This is a genomic window from Pseudophaeobacter arcticus DSM 23566, from assembly GCF_000473205.1.
Classification (GTDB): Bacteria; Pseudomonadota; Alphaproteobacteria; order Rhodobacterales; family Rhodobacteraceae; genus Pseudophaeobacter; species Pseudophaeobacter arcticus.
In genome coordinates this window covers 155369-173168 of record NZ_KI421507.1, presented here as the reverse complement: position 1 = coordinate 173168, position 17800 = coordinate 155369, and the positions used below count along the sequence as shown (strand labels likewise).

The 17800-nt window shown below is 57.4% G+C and carries 13 protein-coding genes; 1 reads left to right on the top strand and 12 read right to left on the bottom strand.

The genetic code is table 11. The features are described from left to right. Positions 1 to 28: 28 nt before the first annotated feature. The 7 genes from ARCT_RS0104890 to ARCT_RS25460 all read right to left on the bottom strand — a co-directional run bounded on the left by ARCT_RS0104890 (position 29) and on the right by ARCT_RS25460 (position 10805). The gene (locus ARCT_RS0104890; protein ID WP_027239052.1) at positions 29 to 1819 is read right to left on the bottom strand and encodes a gamma-glutamyltransferase family protein; all 1791 of its coding nucleotides are present in this window, start codon (positions 1817 to 1819) and stop codon (positions 29 to 31) included. Between the two features lie 229 nt (positions 1820 to 2048). Beyond that, positions 2049 to 3884 (bottom strand): phosphogluconate dehydratase, encoded by a 1836-nt coding sequence (edd, locus tag ARCT_RS0104885; protein ID WP_027239051.1) that lies wholly within the window; start codon positions 3882 to 3884, stop codon positions 2049 to 2051. 82 nt (positions 3885 to 3966) lie between these two features. Then, entirely contained in the window at positions 3967 to 5427 is a 1461-nt protein-coding gene (gene zwf / locus ARCT_RS0104880) for a glucose-6-phosphate dehydrogenase (RefSeq protein ID WP_027239050.1), read from the bottom strand. 45 nt (positions 5428 to 5472) lie between these two features. Continuing rightward, positions 5473 to 7098: a glucose-6-phosphate isomerase gene (gene pgi, locus ARCT_RS0104875; protein ID WP_027239049.1), complete on the bottom strand. Its 1626-nt coding sequence runs from the start codon at positions 7096 to 7098 to the stop codon at positions 5473 to 5475. A gap of 406 nt (positions 7099 to 7504) precedes the next feature. Continuing rightward, positions 7505 to 9157, bottom strand: a complete 1653-nt coding sequence (locus ARCT_RS0104870) for a sulfatase-like hydrolase/transferase (protein ID WP_027239048.1) — start codon at positions 9155 to 9157, stop codon at positions 7505 to 7507. Next, positions 9154 to 9663, bottom strand: a complete 510-nt coding sequence (locus ARCT_RS26975; protein WP_161631294.1) for a MarR family winged helix-turn-helix transcriptional regulator — start codon at positions 9661 to 9663, stop codon at positions 9154 to 9156. Before ARCT_RS26975 ends, ARCT_RS0104870 begins: the two co-directional genes overlap by 4 nt. Positions 9664 to 9767: 104 nt before the next feature. Continuing rightward, the gene (locus ARCT_RS25460; protein WP_051360550.1) at positions 9768 to 10805 is read right to left on the bottom strand and encodes an AraC family transcriptional regulator; all 1038 of its coding nucleotides are present in this window, start codon (positions 10803 to 10805) and stop codon (positions 9768 to 9770) included. Positions 10806 to 11056: 251 nt separating this feature from the next. Here ARCT_RS25460 and ARCT_RS27885 point away from each other — a divergent pair, with 251 nt between their 5' ends. Further along, on the top strand, positions 11057 to 11233 hold the full coding sequence (locus tag ARCT_RS27885) for a hypothetical protein (protein WP_154665315.1): 177 nt from the start codon (positions 11057 to 11059) through the stop codon (positions 11231 to 11233). Between the two features lie 91 nt (positions 11234 to 11324). Here ARCT_RS27885 and ARCT_RS0104845 read toward each other — a convergent pair whose 3' ends face one another. The 5 genes from ARCT_RS0104845 to ARCT_RS0104825 all read right to left on the bottom strand — a co-directional run bounded on the left by ARCT_RS0104845 (position 11325) and on the right by ARCT_RS0104825 (position 17645). Beyond that, positions 11325 to 11972, bottom strand: coding sequence for a class I SAM-dependent methyltransferase (locus ARCT_RS0104845; protein WP_027239047.1), 648 nt, complete (start codon positions 11970 to 11972; stop codon positions 11325 to 11327). Positions 11973 to 11976: 4 nt separating this feature from the next. After that, positions 11977 to 13194 carry a DUF3419 family protein gene (locus tag ARCT_RS0104840; protein WP_027239046.1) on the bottom strand — a complete coding sequence of 406 codons (1218 nt, stop codon included), beginning with the start codon at positions 13192 to 13194 and terminating at the stop codon, positions 11977 to 11979. Between the two features lie 12 nt (positions 13195 to 13206). After that, positions 13207 to 14004: a UDP-2,3-diacylglucosamine diphosphatase gene (locus ARCT_RS0104835; RefSeq protein WP_027239045.1), complete on the bottom strand. Its 798-nt coding sequence runs from the start codon at positions 14002 to 14004 to the stop codon at positions 13207 to 13209. A gap of 245 nt (positions 14005 to 14249) precedes the next feature. Then, the gene (locus tag ARCT_RS26970) at positions 14250 to 16262 is read right to left on the bottom strand and encodes an ATP-binding protein (RefSeq protein ID WP_154665314.1); all 2013 of its coding nucleotides are present in this window, start codon (positions 16260 to 16262) and stop codon (positions 14250 to 14252) included. 141 nt (positions 16263 to 16403) lie between these two features. After that, positions 16404 to 17645, bottom strand: coding sequence for an extracellular solute-binding protein (locus ARCT_RS0104825; protein ID WP_084300944.1), 1242 nt, complete (start codon positions 17643 to 17645; stop codon positions 16404 to 16406). Positions 17646 to 17800 lie beyond the last annotated feature (155 nt).

Genomic DNA, 17800 nt, shown 5'->3' with positions numbered 1-17800 from the left:
TTGCGCGCCTGAGGTTTGCCGCGCGCCATTAGCGCCCAACCGCATAGGCCTGCATCAGCCGTGGTGTGGCTGCGGCCTGCAGGCTGCCATCAGCGTGGCGCAGGGCTGCGGTCAGCCGCCCGACGGTCCAATCCTCGGCAATTGTCACGATATGGCCCCTTTGGCGCAGGTCGTCGATCACGGGGGCTCCGTAGGCCGCCTCGATCATCATCTCCCCCGGCAACGCCGCGCGCGGATAAAAGCTGCCCTGAAAATGCAGCGAATGGAACAGCGGCGCGTCCATGCCCGCCTGCAGATCCAGCCCGTGGTGCACAAAGCGCAGGAACCAGATCAATTGCCACTGATCCTGCTGATCCCCCCCTGGGGTGCCAAAGACCAGCCGAGCGCCGTCCTTCTCTGCCAGGCTTGGCGTCAGGGTGGTTCGCGGGCGTCGCCCTGGCGCCAAGGAGGTCGGCAGGCCCTCCTCCAGCCAGAACATCTGGGCACGGCTGTTCAGCGCAAACCCCAGCCCGGGTACAACAGGACTGGATTGCAGCCAGCCGCCCGAAGGCGTTGCAGAGACCATGTTGCCCCAGCGATCAATCACATCCAAATGTACGGTATCGCCGCGCTTTTCCGTGAGATGCGCCATGGTCGGCTCTTGTGGAGCCGCCTCTGCGACGCCAAAGTCCCGCGCGGCCCGGTCGATATAGGCGTCAGCCTGATGTTCAAACCCTGGCACCCGTCCAGGGCGCTGCTGCAGTGAGGCTTGATCGGTAATCAGAGCGGCGCGCCCGGCGTTATACTCATCCGACAACAGCACATCCATCGGCACCGCACTGTGATCCGGGTCGCCATAATAGGCCTCGCGGTCAGCATAGGCGAGCTTCATCGCCTCAATCACCGTATGGGTGAATTCCGCGCCCATCGGATCCATCGCAGCGAGGTCAAAATGTTTCAGGATCGCAAGGCTTTGCAATAAGACAGGCCCCTGCGACCAGGCCTGGGTCTTATGCACGGTCCAGCCGTGATATTCATAGCTCAGCGTCTCTTCATACTGCGCCCGCCACTGGGCCAGATCCGTTGCCGCCAGCACGGCGCTGTTCTTTTGCTCCGAGACGTCATGCACCTTTGCGGTTTTTAAATAATCCGTGATTGCCTCGGCGACAAACCCTTCAGCCCAGGCGTTGCGGGCCGCATCAATCTGCGCCACGCGATCCTCGCCGCTGGCCTCTCCCAGATCCACCAGATGCTGGTAGGTCCGGGCGAGATCCGGGTTCCTGAACATGCCATTTGGCGCGGGCGCCACGCCATCCGGGCACCAGGTCGCCGCAGACGTCGGCCACTCAGCGGCAAAATAATCTGCAAGCCCTGCAATCGTATGGGCGACCCTTGGCAAAACCGGGTGGCCATCGCGCGCGTAAGAGATTGCAGGCTCCATCACCTGTGCCAGCGACAGGATGCCGTGATCGCGCAGCATCAGCATCCAGCCATCAAAGGCACCGGGAATGACCGTGGCCAGCAATCCCGACCCGGGGATGAGCTCCAGCCCCTGGGCCCGGTAGTGATCTATTGTTGCCCCGGCCGGCGCCGGGCCTTGGGCGGCAAGAACAGCGGTCTTGCCGGATTGGGCAGAATGGAAAATGGCTGGTAGATCACCCGCAGGGCCATTCAGATGAGGTTCAACCACCTGCAGCACCAGCCCAGCGGCAACGGCCGCATCAAAGGCATTGCCACCACGCTCCAGAATGCCAAAGCCCACTGCGGAGGCGATCCAATGGGTTGAGGTTGCAACACCAAAGGAGCCGCGAATTTCTGGCCTTGTGGTAAACCCCTGCATCTTCGCCCCCTGCGACCCATTGAGACCTGTTTAGGCCTATCCAGGTCTGTCCAGACTTAAACAGACCCATTCAGAACCGTTGAACCAATTCAACATTGGTTCAAAAACACGCAAAGGGCCCCAAGAGTCAAGCCCTGCACATCACACAGAACTCGGCACCCCGCGCACAGACTGTACGCGGGGTGCCACAACGCCGAAAAATACGAGCAATAACCTACAGTGCTGTGGGTCAGCCTTTGGAGGTCGGCGTCTCGGTGAGCAGGTCAAACACAGTGGCACCGGTGTCTGCTGAGGTCACAGTGCGTCGGAACATAGCAAACATTTCACGCCCCATACCCTGCTGATAAGCGCTCAGATCGGCAGAGGCGCAGGCGCGGTCCAGCACCCCTTCCGTGAGGATCTCCAGCGCGCCGCTTGTGGCGTCCAACCGGATCACATCGCCATCGCGAACCTTGGAAATAGGTCCACCATCCAAGGCCTCGGGGACCACATGAATGGCAGCTGGCACCTTGCCCGAAGCCCCAGACATGCGCCCATCGGTGACCAGCGCCACCTTGTGCCCCCGCCCCTGCAGGATCGCCAGCATCGGGGTCAGGCTGTGCAGCTCTGGCATGCCATTGGCTTTGGGGCCCTGAAAACGGACCACAACAATAACGTCGCCGGTGAATTCCCCCGCCTTAAAGGCCGCCTTGGCGTCCTCCTGGTCGTGGAACACCCGCGCTGGCGCCTCGATTACATGGTGCTTTTCATCCACCGCCGAGACCTTGATAACCGCAGTGCCCAATGAGCCCGTCAACCGTTTCAACCCGCCCGTTGCCTGAAACGGGTCCGAAGCCGGGCGCACAATCGCGGCATTCAACGTCTCCTTGGGGCCAGGTCGGAAGGTCAGCCCCTCCTCTGACAGAAAGGGCTCTTGCGCATAATTCGCCAGCCCAACGCCTGCCACTGTTTTGGTGTCCCCATGCAGGAAGCCTGCCGCGAGCAGTTCGCCGATCATAAAGCCCAAACCGCCAGCGGCGTGGAAGTGGTTCACGTCAGCCAGGCCGTTGGGATAGACCCGCGCCAGCAGCGGCACCACTTCCGACAGGTCCGCAAAGTCCTGCCAGTCCAGAATGATCCCCCCGGCGCGCGCCATAGCGATGAGGTGGATCAAAAGATTGGTGGAGCCGCCAGTGGCCATCAGCCCGACAATGCCATTGGCATAGGTCTTTTCATCCAGGACCTGGCAGACAGGCGTATAGTCATTGCCCAGCGCCGAGAGCCCCAGCGCCCGTTTTGAGCCCGCAACCGTCAGCGCCTCGCGCAGGGCGGTGCCGGGATTGACAAAGCTGGAGCCAGGCAGGTGCAACCCCATGAATTCCATCAACATCTGATTGGAATTGGCCGTCCCATAAAAGGTGCAGGTGCCGGGGCCATGATAGGCCGCCATCTCTGCTTTCAGCAATTCCGCCCGGTCGATCTCTCCGGCGGCAAACTTCTGGCGGATCTGCGCCTTTTCGTCATTGGCCAGCCCGCTGGTCATGGGGCCCGCGGGCAGGAAAACCGCCGGAATATGACCAAAGGCCTGCGCCCCGATCACCAGCCCCGGCACGATCTTGTCACAGACCCCCAGATAGACCGCCGCATCAAAGACATTGTGGCTCAGCGCAATTCCCGTCGCCATGGCGATGGTATCACGGGAAAACAGGCTCAGCTCCATGCCGGCCTCTCCCTGGGTGACGCCGTCACACATTGCAGGCACCCCGCCCGCCACCTGAGCCGTGCCACCCACCTGGCGCAGGGCATCGCGGATCAGGGCCGGGTAGGTTTCAAAAGGCTGATGCGCCGACAGCATGTCATTATATGCGGTCACAATTCCCAGATGACCCGTGTTGGCCTCGGCCAGTGTCGCTTGATCCACTCCGGTGGCGGCATAGGCATGGGCCTGCCCCGAACAGCTGAGATGCGCACGCGCCGGTCCCTTGCCTGCCGCCGCCTCCATACGGTCCAGATAGGCTTTGCGGCTGGCGGCGCTGCGGGCGATAATCCGGTTGGTTACCTCGGCGAGAGTTTTATTCAGTCCCATGTGAGAGGCCTTTCGGGTGTCTGGTAGAGGGCGAGCAGAAAGCTGGCAGGGCGCGGCAACAGATCCTTTTAGGTGGATCTTATCAGCTGCCGATGCTGCGCCAACGCCGGTTGTCGCGGTGCATCAACAAAAGTGAATCTTCCGGCCCCGAACCGCCCCGATCATAGGGCTGGGGCGCGGCGCCGGACTGGCTCCAGCCGGCAATGATGGGATCCGCCCAGGCCCATGCGGCCTCGACTTCGTCACCCCGCATGAACAACGTCTGATTGCCGCGAATGACATCCATGATGAGCCGCTCATAGGCATCCTGGGGGCGTCCTGCTTCGGGCAGGGAGTCGGCAAAGGTCATATCCAGATTGGCCCCGGTGAGGCGCATGCCGCCCGGGCCCGGATCCTTGATTGTGGTGCGTAGAATAATGCCTTCGTCAGGTTGCAGACGGATCACCAGTACATTGCCATGCACCCCCTCAGCACCTTCAAAAATGTTATGCGGCGGATCGCGGAAATAGACTGCAATTTCACTTTCGCGGGCCCGCAGGCATTTGCCTGTCCGCAGATAAAAGGGCGTCCCGGCCCAGCGCCAGTTTGCCACCCGTACCTTCAGCGCGATAAAGCTCTCGGTGTGACTGTTGGGATCCCCGGCATGGTCCAGATAACTGTCTGGCTCAGAGCTGGAGGGAGTAGCGCGATACTGCCCCCGTGCCAGATCGCCCTGCATCACCGGCTCCAGCGCTTCGATCACTTTGACCTTTTCATCACGCACCGCATTGGAAGTGAACCGCGAGGGCGGCTCCATTGCAGTCAGGCAGAGCAGCTGCATCAAATGGTTCTGCACCATATCCCGCATGGCGCCAGAACGGTCATAATATTCCCCCCGCCCCTCCACTCCGATGCTTTCGGCAACGGTGATCTGCACATGATCAATATGGGTGGAGTTCCACAGGGGCTCAAACAGGGAATTGGCAAAGCGCAGCGCCATCAGGTTCTGCACCGTTTCTTTGCCCAGATAATGGTCAATCCGGTAGATCTGGCTTTCATCAAAATGATCGCGCAGCGCTGCGTTCAGAGCCTGCGCCGAGGCCAGATCATGGCCAAAAGGTTTTTCCAGAACAATCCTGCTCTCAGGCGTGGCAATGCCACAGGAGCTAAGCCGGCTGGCAATCTCTGGGAACAGGCTGGGGCCAACTGACAGGTAGAACACCCGGATCACATCATCGCGCAGATGGCTCTTCAGCGCCTGCCAGCCAGTGTCGCCCTTGGCATCCAGCGGCACATAGTCCAGCAGTTGCACGAAGGCGGCAATATCCTCGTCTCCGGTTTCCCCGTCCTGCCCGAACTCGCGGATGGCCTCGGCCACAAAATCCTGAAATCCTGCCTGGTCCAGCTTGCTGCGCGATGTGCCGATGATCCGGCTTTCGGAGCAGAACTGGGCAATCTGAAACCGGTGGAACAGGCTTGGCAGGATCTTGCGTCGCGCCAGATCGCCAGTGGCTCCAAAGAGAACCAAATCAAAGGGGTCGACGGGAATAACGCGAGAAACCATGGTGATATCAGATCCAGATTCAAATGGCGCCCCTGTGGGCGCACCTCAGGTTGCGGACTTCGGCATTGTCAGTTTGGCCACCAACCCAAGGGTGGAGCCATCCTTGCTGGTGTCCGTGACACCCTGAACAAGCGGCAGCAAATCAACGGCGAGTTCTTTTCCAAGCTCTACCCCCCATTGATCAAAGGAGTTGATGCCCCAGAAAACACCCTCGGTGAAGACACGGTGTTCATAAAGAGCAATGATCTGGCCAAGCGCAAAGGGGGTAAGACGGGGATAGGCCAGTGTGATCGACGGACGGTTGCCCGGGAAGGTCAGATGCGCTGCCATGCGGTCCAGATCTGCCTCGGGGATGCCACGGCTTTGGGCCACTGCGCGGGCCTGCTGTGCTGAGCGCCCCAGCATCAGGGCTTCGGATTGCGCCAGGCAATTGGCCTTGAGAAGATCATGCTGATGCGACAGGTCCGCTTCGTGGCCCTCTGCGGCAATAAGGAATTCGGCAGGAACCACATGGGTGCCCTGGTGGAGCAGCTGATAAAAGGCATGCTGGCCATTTGTCCCAGGCTCGCCCCAGACAATCGGACCGGTGGTCCGGCTTACCGGGGTGCCCTCCAGGGTGACACCTTTGCCGTTGCTCTCCATATCCAGCTGCTGAAGATAGGCCGGCAGGCGCGCCAACCGTTGCTCATAGGGCAGTACTGCACGCGTGGTATAGCCACAGATATTGCTGTGCCAGATGCCAACAAGCCCCAGCAGAACCGGCAGGTTGTGGCGAAAATCAGCACTTTGGAAATGCCGATCCATGGCCGCCGCTCCGCTGAGCATGGCGCGAAAATTGTCGCGGCCAACCGCAATCAGAATTGGCAGGCCCACAGGACCCCAAAGCGAATACCGCCCGCCAACCCAATCCGCAAAGCCAAAGACCCGTTCCGGGGGAATGCCCATTTCGGCGGTCTTGTCCAAAGCCGTTGAAACAGCCGCCAAATGCCGACTGGCCTGATCGCCAAGTGCTGCACGCAGCCAGGAGATCGCGGTTGCCGCATTGGTCATTGTTTCAATGGTGGTAAAGGATTTGGAGGCAATGATAATCAGCGTGGTTTGAGGGTCCAGCCCAGCCAGGCTATCGGTGATATCGGCACCGTCGACATTGGAAACATAGTGGCTGCGCGGCCCATCGTGATAGGGGGCAAGAGCCCGGGTCGCCATGACAGGGCCAAGGTCTGAGCCGCCAATGCCAATATTCACAACATCGGTGAACCGCGCCCCCGTGGCGCTTTTGTACGCACCGCTGCGCAGGGCGCCGGCAAAGCTTTCCATGCGCTGCAGGGTGTGGTGGATCTCAGGCATGACATCCTGACCGTCAACCATCACAGCAGCGCCGCTTTGTGCCCGCAGGGCGGTGTGCAACACGGCCCGGTTTTCCGTCACATTGATCGGATCCCCCCGGAACATTTCCTGTATCCGGCCACCCAGATCAGCCTTTTCGGCCAGCTCAACCAATGCATTCAGCCCGGTTTCATCCAAGGCGGTTTTGGAAAAATCCAGCAACAACCCGTCAAATTGGGAAGAGAAGGTCTGAAACCTGTTGTGATCCATCTCGAACAGTTTGGCGATCGGCATTTCGCAGGTTCGCCTGCGGTGTTCAATCAGTTCTGACCAGATTTTGTCCATTTTCGAATACCTTTACGAACCCACTTAGCCGAATCATACCTCCTGCTCTTATGCAACACAGTTAGCGCTAACGGTAGAGTAAGAGAAGCCCCCAAGCGTTAATGTTTTTGCATCCGCAGCAGGGTAGAATGTGGCGGGTCAAACAATGTGCAGCTCGCAGACGCGAGCCTTATGTCCGGTTGTCCGGTCTCGCCCTCAATCAGACTCTCGCCCTCAATCAGACAATGGGTGGATTTCTGTTCCATAGGTTTCAGATCAAAACCGCCTGCCAGTAGCTTGTAGAACAGAGCTTACCATAGATGCGGGGCCAGCTGTAGTGCCGCAAAGCATGATCCAAACCAGGATTACCCCTGCCCAAAGGTGCCTTAGCCGATATGCTATCGCTTCACATCGGCCAGGAAAAGAGTCAGCTCTCTGGGCGCCCTGCCGGAACCAGACTGCTAAAGGGTTTTCCGGTGGCCGCTTCGTATTCCTGCTCATCCCAGAACCCGATCAGAATACCGCCCTCTGCCGCGACTTTCTGGCTGGCGAGCACCGCAGGTGTCGCGGTTATCCGTGTATGGTGCCTTCGCGCCCAATCCAGCAGCGCCGCTTCCATCCGGGCGCGCACCGCCCTGTGGTCCGCCTGATCCGAAGCGCCCAGATCAATCACTTCCTGCGGGTCGGTTTCAAGGTCAAACAACACCGGGCGGAAGCCTTCGCAGCGGATGAATTTCCACCGTCCATCAAAAATCATCACCGTATGAGCATGTTCCTGCGCCACGCCCAACTCGCGGGCCATGTCGGACCAGTGATAGTCATGTTCGCTGATCGCATAGCGCCTGGAGAAGCCATCGGTCCGATTCAGGATCGGGGTCAAATCGCGCCCTTCAATGATATGTGGCTTTGCCTCGCAACCAAGCGCATTCATGAATGTTGGTGCCAGATCAATCATCTCGACCAGTTCTTCACAGACAGACCCACGCGAGACATCTGCCTCGGCGCGGGGATCAGCAATGATCAGCGGCACTTTGGCGGCAACATCGTGGTAGAAATCCTTGTCGCCCATCCAGTGATCCCCCATGTAATCGCCATGATCCGAGGTGAAGGCAATGATGGTATTCTCGCTCAAGCCTGCCTTGTCCATCCAGGCAAAGAGCCGGCCAAGGTTATCATCCAGCTGCTTGATCAGCCCCATATAGGCTGGGATCACATGTTCACGGACATGATCACGCGCAAAGCTGCGACACACGCGGGCGTTCAGATAGGCCTTCATCAGGGGATGATCGGTGTCGCGCTCCGCGTCAGAGCGGACCGGATCCATGACGTGCTCAGGCCCATACATGTCATGATAGGGCTTGGGCACGATATAGGGCCAATGAGGCTTGATATAGGACAGGTGGCACATCCAGGGACGTCCATCGGCTGTGGCCTCGGTCATAAAATCAATGGCGCGATTTGTCATGTAGGCGGTCTCGGAGTGCTCCTCCGGAACATCGGCTGGCAAGCGCGAGTTTTTCAGCAGCCAGGCTGACAGCCGCTCGCCATTCTCATCCAGACCTGAATTGGCAAAATCACCCCAGGGGTTTTCTGATTTAAAGCCGTTTTCCACCAGATAGTCGTCATAGGCGGACCATTTCTGGCGGGCACTATCAGGGTGCAGCCCATCGTCGCGCTCATAGGGGTCAAAGCCGCATTCAGACCGGCTGACGCCAATCGTACTGTTGGGGTCAATGCCAAGCCAGGCCATGCCCTCCATATCTGCGGTCATATGAGTTTTTCCAACCAGAACCGCCCGCGCGCCTGCCGCGCGCAAGTGATCGCCCAAAGTGGGCTCGCCAACCCGCAGCGGCATACCGTTCCAGGTTGACCCATGGCTGCGCACATAGCGACCCGTATAGGCCGACATCCGCGACGGGCCACAGACCGGAGATTGGATATAGGCCTTGTTAAACTGCACCCCGCGGTTTGCCAGAGCATCAATATGCGGTGTATGCAAATGCGGATGGCCATAGCAGCTCAGGTAATCAAACCGCAGTTGATCGGCCATAATCCACAAAACATTGGGGCGTGTCGTCATGGTGTTTTCTCCTCCTCCAGCAGCTCATCCACAGGCATACGAAGAAACGCTTCGAGCCGGTCAAAAAAGCCTGCAAATTGTTCCAGCTCTTGTTGGGAAAAGACACGTCGCAGCCCATCCCGCCGCTGTTTCATGACAGGAGCGGCCTTTGCATAGGCCGCCTGCCCCGCCTCCGTCAGGGTAACATTCATCTGGCGACCGTCTGTTGCGTCCCGCTGCAGGATCACCAGCCCCTTGTTCTGCAGACCCGGCAGGGCCCGGCTCAGCTGTGAATGATCCACACGCTGAAGGGCCGCCATTTCGCGGATCGACAGGGGGCCAGCCTCGCTGAGATCCCAAAGCACCCGCCATTCCACCACCGAAAGCCCGCCCGCCCGTTGCAGAAGTTTCACCGCCTGACTGCGGGACGCCGCATAGGCCGCAGGCATTCGGGAAAAGATGTTCATCTCTTCCCGCTTCTGCCTGGCCCTGATTTTCTCGGTCTTTGTCTTGGCTGGCTTTGACATGATTCCCTCCGCGCCCCAGTAAAGCCTGAAAAATTTATACATGACAAGTCATGCATTTTCACGCAACCAAAACCCGCAGACAGGCAAAATGCCAAACAGAGACCCTATTCTGCGGGTCTGGATCCGGTGGCGCCACTTTCGCGCAGGTCGCTGCGATAGGCCTTGGGCGTCTGGCCAGACCATCGCTTAAAAGCCCGCGAAAAGGCGCTTTGCTCTGAAAACCCTGTCAAAAATGCTATCTCCGAGAAGGAATAGGTCGACGACCGAATAAGCTGCTGGGCCAGCTTTCGGCGTGCCGCGTCGGTGAGGGACTGAAAACTGTGACCTCTCTCGCTCAGCCGGCGCTGAAAGGTACGCCCGCCCAGCCCCATGTTTTTGGAGACCTCGGACAGCTGAGGCACCCCGCCACTCAGCAGTTTTGCAATTTCCTCAATCACCCGAACTTCAAAGCTCTGCTCCTGGTCGCGCTCTTTTTCCAGCATCTGATCCAGATGAGAGATCAGGAAATTCCAGACCCCTGCATCGCCGATGGTACAGGGCTGATCAACCTGATGAAGGTCAAAATGCAAAGCATCAGATTGCGCTCCAAATTCAGGCACGCAGCCAAAATGCTCTACCAAGGCATCAATAGAGCCCTCCCTTTCATGGACAAATTGCACATGACAGGGACGTAAATCCTGGGTGGTCGTTTCACGACAGAGGGTCAGCGTCGTCCCCATGGCGGCCTCCCTCGACAAAAAGTCACCAAGCCGGTCTATCTTGGGGGCCTGCATGGACCAACAAAAGCGATCGCCCTCTTGCTCGGCTGAAAAGGTCGCGACCCGGTTGTGCAATCGTATGTAGCGCCAAATACGTTGAAACCCATGACGCAAGGTGGGTGCCGATTTAAGCGCAAGCCCAAAGGCACCAAACTCATCGCAGCGCATGCTCCGACAGGTTTTCATGTGAAACCTCAGGTCTGGGAACTCGCTTTCGGCAATCACCTCCATCAGATCATGATAGGCCTCAACCGGCACCATGACCGCAGGGTCCGCTGCCGTTTCTGGCGTCAGCCCGACAAGATCAAACAGCTTACCTTTGTCAGGTATCCGTTCGGCATGTTCGATCTGTTTTCTGGCGTAGATTGTCGAAACGATGGTCAAGTCCCGGCTCCAAATTGATGCGCGCAACTGACAACCAAGCGCCCGAGCTGCGATCAAAGCGCAGTAACACATACGTTATCAAAGGTTCAGCCTTTGGCATTTACTGTCAAGTCTTTGGCACATCCGGTCAATATTTTGGCACCAGAAATCACTTATTCATCCCCACATCCAAGGGGTTTGGGCCTGTCTTTTCTCTGCGGAGCCAAGCGCACGGCCATGTTGCGCATCATTTTGACACAAGGATTAGATCAATGAACCGCTCTCTCGTGCCTCTCCTCAAATTCATCGCAGTGACCTTGCTGGGTGGCAGTGCAACGCTGACAGCTGCAACGCTGGTTCTGGGCCTGGGTACGCCGCAGGCAAGGGCCGATAATCAGGGTGTCACGGCTGTGGCGCTGATCCGCGAGGCGCAGCACGGCCATTCTTGACTTGGGTTCTACTTGAGCGGAATTTTATCCAACCTGGGTTTTGGATCTTAGGCCCGGATTTGCCTCGGCAAACTGTCCCAAGAGAAAGCAATCAACCCGGCTTGCGCAAAATCCCGTATTGCGCATACCCCCGATAAAGCTGACGGCACTGCGCCCTCCCGCCCAGTTCACCGGCGATCTGGTCAAGCACGCTTTCCAGCTTTAGCCGTGGGGTCACATGGAATTTGTCCAGCCAACGGTGAAGCAGCCCCCGGCACCAGCCGGGCCATCCTTCCAGATTGGAAAAATCCACAACATGCAGAACACCACCCGGGGCAAGATGTGAAAAGGCCTGGCGCAGGGCCTGTTCCCAATCCGGGATCATAGAAACCCCATATGAGATAAAGATGCGGTCAAATTCTGCGCGACCGAATACCTCTGCGCCCTCAAAACGACAGGCATCAGCCTGTGCCAGGGTAACCGCATTGCCCAGTTTTTTCCCGGCGGACATCAGCATCTCTGACGAGATATCAAGCCCGTAAAAGCTACAATCAGGGTATCTCCCCCTGGCCAGATGCAAATTCCGCCCCGTGCCGCAGGCCAATTCGAGAATATGCGCGCCGACACCAGGCGCGAGGTCAGCAATCAGCGCATCACGTCCAAACAGATAGTACTTGCGGGTCAGATCATAAAACATGCGTTGACGGCGATAGGTTTGATCCATCAGCGCAGCATGGGCATTGGGGGTCGCATCGCTCATCTGATCAGCCCTGAAAACGATAGAGGTGGAAGGCGCCGTAGATCGCTGAGCGATCCTGTTTGGTTCCCTGCTTGGAGACCTCTGTGTCGTAGACCCAGCGCCCCAGGATGTCAGGCGACACCCGGCCCGGCAGGATGTCCTCGGCGCCACCAGTGCGGAAAATCACCTTTGCGCCAGGTGTTGCCGTGCGGGTGATTTGCTGCCAGAGCGCATTCAGCTGACTGTCGTTCATCCAGTCCTGGGCATCCAGCAGGATATAGCCCTGTTTCGAACCACCCGGCTCCAGCGCCAACTGGTCGGTGAGGGAGCGGTTCACGATACGGCCTCGGTCGGCAAAGTCCCGCAGCGCCTGAAAATTGCGCTGTTGCAGATAGGGCGGCAGAGATCCATCCGGGGCCGGGTCATAGCAGCGCGCAAAGGCCTGCCAGGCAAAATAATTGTCCCGGATCGGGGTATCACACATCAGCTTGCGGACCCGTTCACGCAGCACCGGCAACACGTCGCCACCGCCATCAGCGGCCAATTTGTCATACTGCGCCGGGGGAATACCCAGGCCAAAAAGTGCGGCGCGAAACCCAGCCAGCTTGCGCACCAACCACATGTCAAACAAGGGCGTGATCTTCTGATCAAAAAACGCCTGCTGTTCCTGTAGGCTGCGCGCGGCCAGCAAAGGCGCAAAACTAACCCGGCCCAGACCCGCGACCAAATGCACCGCCCCCAGAAAGCGGCCAAGCACCCCGTGTTTATATAGCCCCTTTTGAAACAACGAGATGCGGCGGTTTATCAGCTGCCGCCCCTCCCAAAACGCCCGTGCGCTGGGGTCCAGATTGGGTTGGATATAGCGCTCATACAGAACGGCGTTGCTCGCTAGGTCTGCCCGGCCAAAGAACTGATAAAAGGCGGCATAGTCCGGCAAAACACGGGCGGCGGTCAGCTTCAGTTTCCCCAAGGCCACATGGGCAGGCGACAGATCAACCGCAGTGACCGAAGCCGGACCTGCGGTCAAATAGGACATTAGATTGCAGCTGCCAGAGGCGATGCAGACCAGATTATCCTCTGACGTAATCTCCAGAGCCGCCATGTCGACCACCGGATCCTCCCAGATCTGCGGATAGACCAACCCCAGAAACAGACGCGAGAACAGACGTTCAAGCCATCCGGTTGCGGCATCGCTTTCCTGTAAAACAGCCGCGTCCAATTGAGCCTGGGCGGAAGTATTCATCGGGTGTGTCCCCTAAACGTTTTCGAGAATTTTTTCTTTGTGCTGGGCCCTGCGTGCCCGGTGACGGGACCGTCGAGCGGAACGCTCCCAATCAATGAGCATAAGGCTGCCATCCGCTGTCTCAACAACAGCGGTGCAGCTTTCGACCCAATCGCCGGTGTTCACGTAAATCACCCCATCCATGTCTCGGATGGCAGCGCTATGGATATGGCCGCAGATCACCCCGTCATAGCCGCCGCGCCGCGCCTCGGCGGTCAGCACGGTTTCATACTCGCTGATAAAATTGACAGCCTGCTTAACCTGGTGCTTTGCCCATTTTGACAACGACCAGTACTGCCCGCCCCAGAGATGCCGAAGCCGGTTTATGCGGGTGTTCAGCCACAGCATGAACTCATAGGCTTGGTCCCCAAGATGCGCCAGCCATTTGGCGTTGGTCACCACGGCATCAAATTGATCACCATGGGTAACCAGATAACATTTGTCATCGCGTGCGGTGAACTCCGCAGATCCAACCACCTCAATACCGCCAAAATGAGTGCCAAAGTAGGAGCGCAGGAACTCGTCATGGTTGCCGGGGATAAGATAAATCCGGGCGCCGCCATGGGCCTTGGCCAGGAGCGTTTGCACCACGTCATTATGCGCCTGCGGCCATAGGAAACCTTTTCGCCGAATGCGCCAGGCATCCACAATATCACCAACCAAATAGTAGGTGTCTGCTTCGTGGCAGTTGAGGAAATCCAGCAATAATTCAGCCTGACATCCCGGTGTGCCTAAGTGGATATCGGACAGGAATATGGTTCGGTATTTCATGCGCGTCGCCCGCTGTCACTTGCGTCGCATCTTGAGGTAACGCATCGTTTTAACAGAACCGTGACAGTCTCAATCCATTCGCCCCCGCCGCAAAGTGAGGCTGTCGAAGGGGGAAACGAAATTGGGATCAGTCAGTTACGGCGACATCACGGCATCAGGGCAACGCCCAAAGGTGCAACAAAATCACAAGGGAAAGACAGAACAGTCTCCATGTTTCTCCTGCGAGTCGCGCCATTTACACAGGTTCAACTGTCCAGAAGAGAGCGGATTTTAGAGATCAGAACAGGTCCTATAACCGGTTTGTTCAGCAGAGTGAATTTTGAAAGACCCGCAAAACTATCAAGAGCATCAGTGCCATAACCTGTGAGTATCACAATAGGAATTTCACCAAGCGCCTCTCTGACCTGATGTGCCAAATCCATCCCCTGTATGGGCCCAGGCATGGTCTGGTCAGTCACCAGCAAGTCAAATTCAGGCGCAACTTTGATCAGTTCCAGGGCCTCTGTGCCATCGCGGGCTTCCGTCACGCGAAATCCAGAGGTCGAAAGCCGTTGGCTCAGCGCCGTTCGGACATCTGCGTCATCTTCGACCAATAAGACCCGTTCATCACCCAAAAGACCTGCGGAAATGTCGGCTCCCGCAGCCTGATCCGCGATCTCAAGTGTTGCAGGGAACCTCAGCTCCACCGTTGTCCCCTGCCCCCAGACACTGCGCAGACGGATCTTTCCCCCCGACTGGGTGACAAAGCCATGGACCATCGCCAGGCCCATACCCGACCCCTTGTTGAATTCTTTTGTTGTGAAAAATGGTTCAAACACCTTGCTCAAAGCATCTTCTTTGATCCCCACTCCGGTGTCCGTCACCGAGACCACTACCTCGTCGGTTGAGAGCTCACCATCATCGATCTGATCCGAACGCAGGTTCGAGACAGAAAGCGTCAGTTTCCCCCCGTCTGGCATCGCATCACGTGCGTTCAGCACCAGGTTCAAAATCGCATTCTCCAGCTGTCCCTGATCCAGCAGAACGGCCTTCACATGAGAGCCATATGTGAATTCCACAAATATGTTTTCTGGCAGGGTCCGGCGCAGCATTTCCTCAACACCACGCAAAACCAGGTCGATCCTCAACACTTGGGGCACAAGCTGAGCGCGTCGCCCAAAAGACAGCAGATCATAGGAAAGCTTGGCCCCCCGTTTGGTCGCTGACAGCGCTTGATCGGTAAACTTCAAGGATGCGGCATCAAGTCCGCCCTGGTCTTTTACCAATTCCAGATTGCCCATGATCACGGACAGCAGATTGTTGAAATCATGGGCAACTCCACCGACAAGCCGCCCTATCGCGTCAAATTTCTGGGTCTCCAGGGCAAATTTCTCTGCCTTTTTGCGAAGATCCATTTCTGCACTCAGCGCATCAACCGTGGTTGCAAGATCCGAGGTTCGCGCCCGAACAACACGGCGCAGGATGAGAATTAGCCCCCCAGACAACAGCAGGACAGAAAATGCCACGATGAGCACGGTCACCAGCCAGCGCGGCGGCGGTGCTTTGTGGAAGGAAATCCATTCATATTCAGCGGAATGGAATTCCGAACCAAAGGTCATTTGCTGCCGGTAGCTGGCCAGGTTCATCGCCTGAACAAAGCTTCTGGGGGCATCTGGCGGGACGACATAATGGTACGAATTGACCTGGAAGGGCAGTTCAGGGATCCGCAAACTGTTCTCTTCGGCCATTTGCACCGCAAAAAACGTATTGGTAATTGCCATATCCGCATCACCAACCATGATCGCATCAATCGCACCCTGCACTGATGAGGTCCAGATCAGCTTGCTCTTCATCCCCTCTTTACGCAAAACCCGCCTCAGGTCACGCTCCTGAATACTGTTTGCGAGAACGGCAATTCTCTTGCCCTCAAAATCCGCCAGAGATGCAATCTCAACCTCTTGGGAGGTGACAATTGTAGACCATGAATAAATCAGCGCCTCGTTGATGTACTGGAACTGCTCTGCGCGCTCTTCGGAAAAGGCCACATCCGGCATCAGGTCGAGCCGACCTTGCCTCACCATTTCCAGGCAGGCTTCCCATTCACAGTCGATGTATTCAAATTCATAGCCCAACCCAGAGAGTATGGCTTCGGTCACCTCCGGCCAGAACCCAGCAGGCTGACCATCTGCATCTCGAAAAATCTTGGGGGGGTTTTCATAAAAGCCGACACGCAGCGGCTCTGCGTTCAATTGCCCTGGCAGGGCAGCAAGAACCATCATGCCCAGGAAGGCACGCAATAGCTTAGTGGTGAAGTAAAGTCTGTATAGAATGCCCTCTATCACTCAATCCACCCTCTAAGGTATCCCACCCGGTCTGTTCTCAACGCCTCCCCAAGCCTTCACCAGACAGGATGGCTTCATCTACTCAACGCCCAATTGGTTTACATACCCTGCATTTCGCTTGATATCTCGATTGATATCATCGGTTGCTTCATCAAGCACTGTTTTCACATCGCCCCCCTCGGCGATCTCAACCAGTGCTCTTTCAAACACCTTTGCAATCACAACATAGCTGGGGGATACCGGACGGAGCAAAGCCTGTTGGCGCGACAAATCGACAAAGCCCGACAACCGCCCCTCTGGGCCATAGTTTACAGAGGCGCTTGCCGCTGCAGGCGTGGGTGGAATTAACCCCAGCTCATCTGCAATGGTGGAAAGGTATCTGTCCTGGATCGCGAACTCAACAAAGGCACTGGCTCCGTCAACATGCTTTGAGGTGGCTGAAACCCCAAACTGCCAACTGCCTGCACCGATGACGCTTCCATTGCCAAAATTGGGGGCGGGCAAAAACACCGCATCCTCCCCGAAGGCTTCGATAAAATCCAGGACGCTCCAATTGCCGTCCCAGGCCATGGCATATCTTCCCTCGATCAACGCGGCCGTGCGGTCTGATTGAGGCTCTCTTGGGCCAGGAACCAGACCGCGTGTAAACAAAGACTGCCACCATCTGCCAAATTTCAACGCGGCCTCACCATTTAACACGCCCTGTGCCGTGTCATAGGCAGATCGGTCGATCAGATCGCCGCCGAAGCTTTGCAAAAATGGGCTTATCGCATATGGAAACCACTCGCCCTCTCTGGCCAGCCCCAGGTCCAGAGGGTACTCAAAATCCCCGGACTGCTTGATTTTGACCAAGGCTGTTTCAAATTCATCAGCGCTCCAGGGGGCAGCAAGACTTGGCAGCCGGATGTCATATTTTTCCAGGGTTGATTTGCGTGTCAGGATCGCCAGAGCAGCCTCCCACAGGCCAACCGAATAGATATGACCATTCCAGCGCCCGACGGCGGATGGCAGGAAGGCCGCGACCTCGGCTTCCGTTAAGTTCAGAGGCTGCAGATATCCCAGCCACGCCCAATTTGCGACCACGGGCGCATCTACGTCGATTATATCAGGCAGGTTTCCGGTCTGCGCCGCCTGGACCACCGAGTCATTGTAGCTGCCTTCAGGGAAACTCTTGAGGATGACCTTCCAATCCGGCTGGCTGGCATTAAAATCCTCGACAATCTCAACAATGATCTCCCGTTCAAATTCATTCTGAGAGCCATGATACCACATGCTCAGCTCTGTTTGCGCCGAGACAACCGTCCCAACAGTCAGGGACACAAGCACGGGTATGATACGTCCAAACCGGGAAACCACTGGTAATCTTCTTTCCATAACGAATACATGGACGCAGCCGAGACAGGGGCTCCACTTTCGAGCCTTGCCTGACTGATCCTGAACAAGTGTTAGTACATTCTCGTCTTTTGATCCATCCG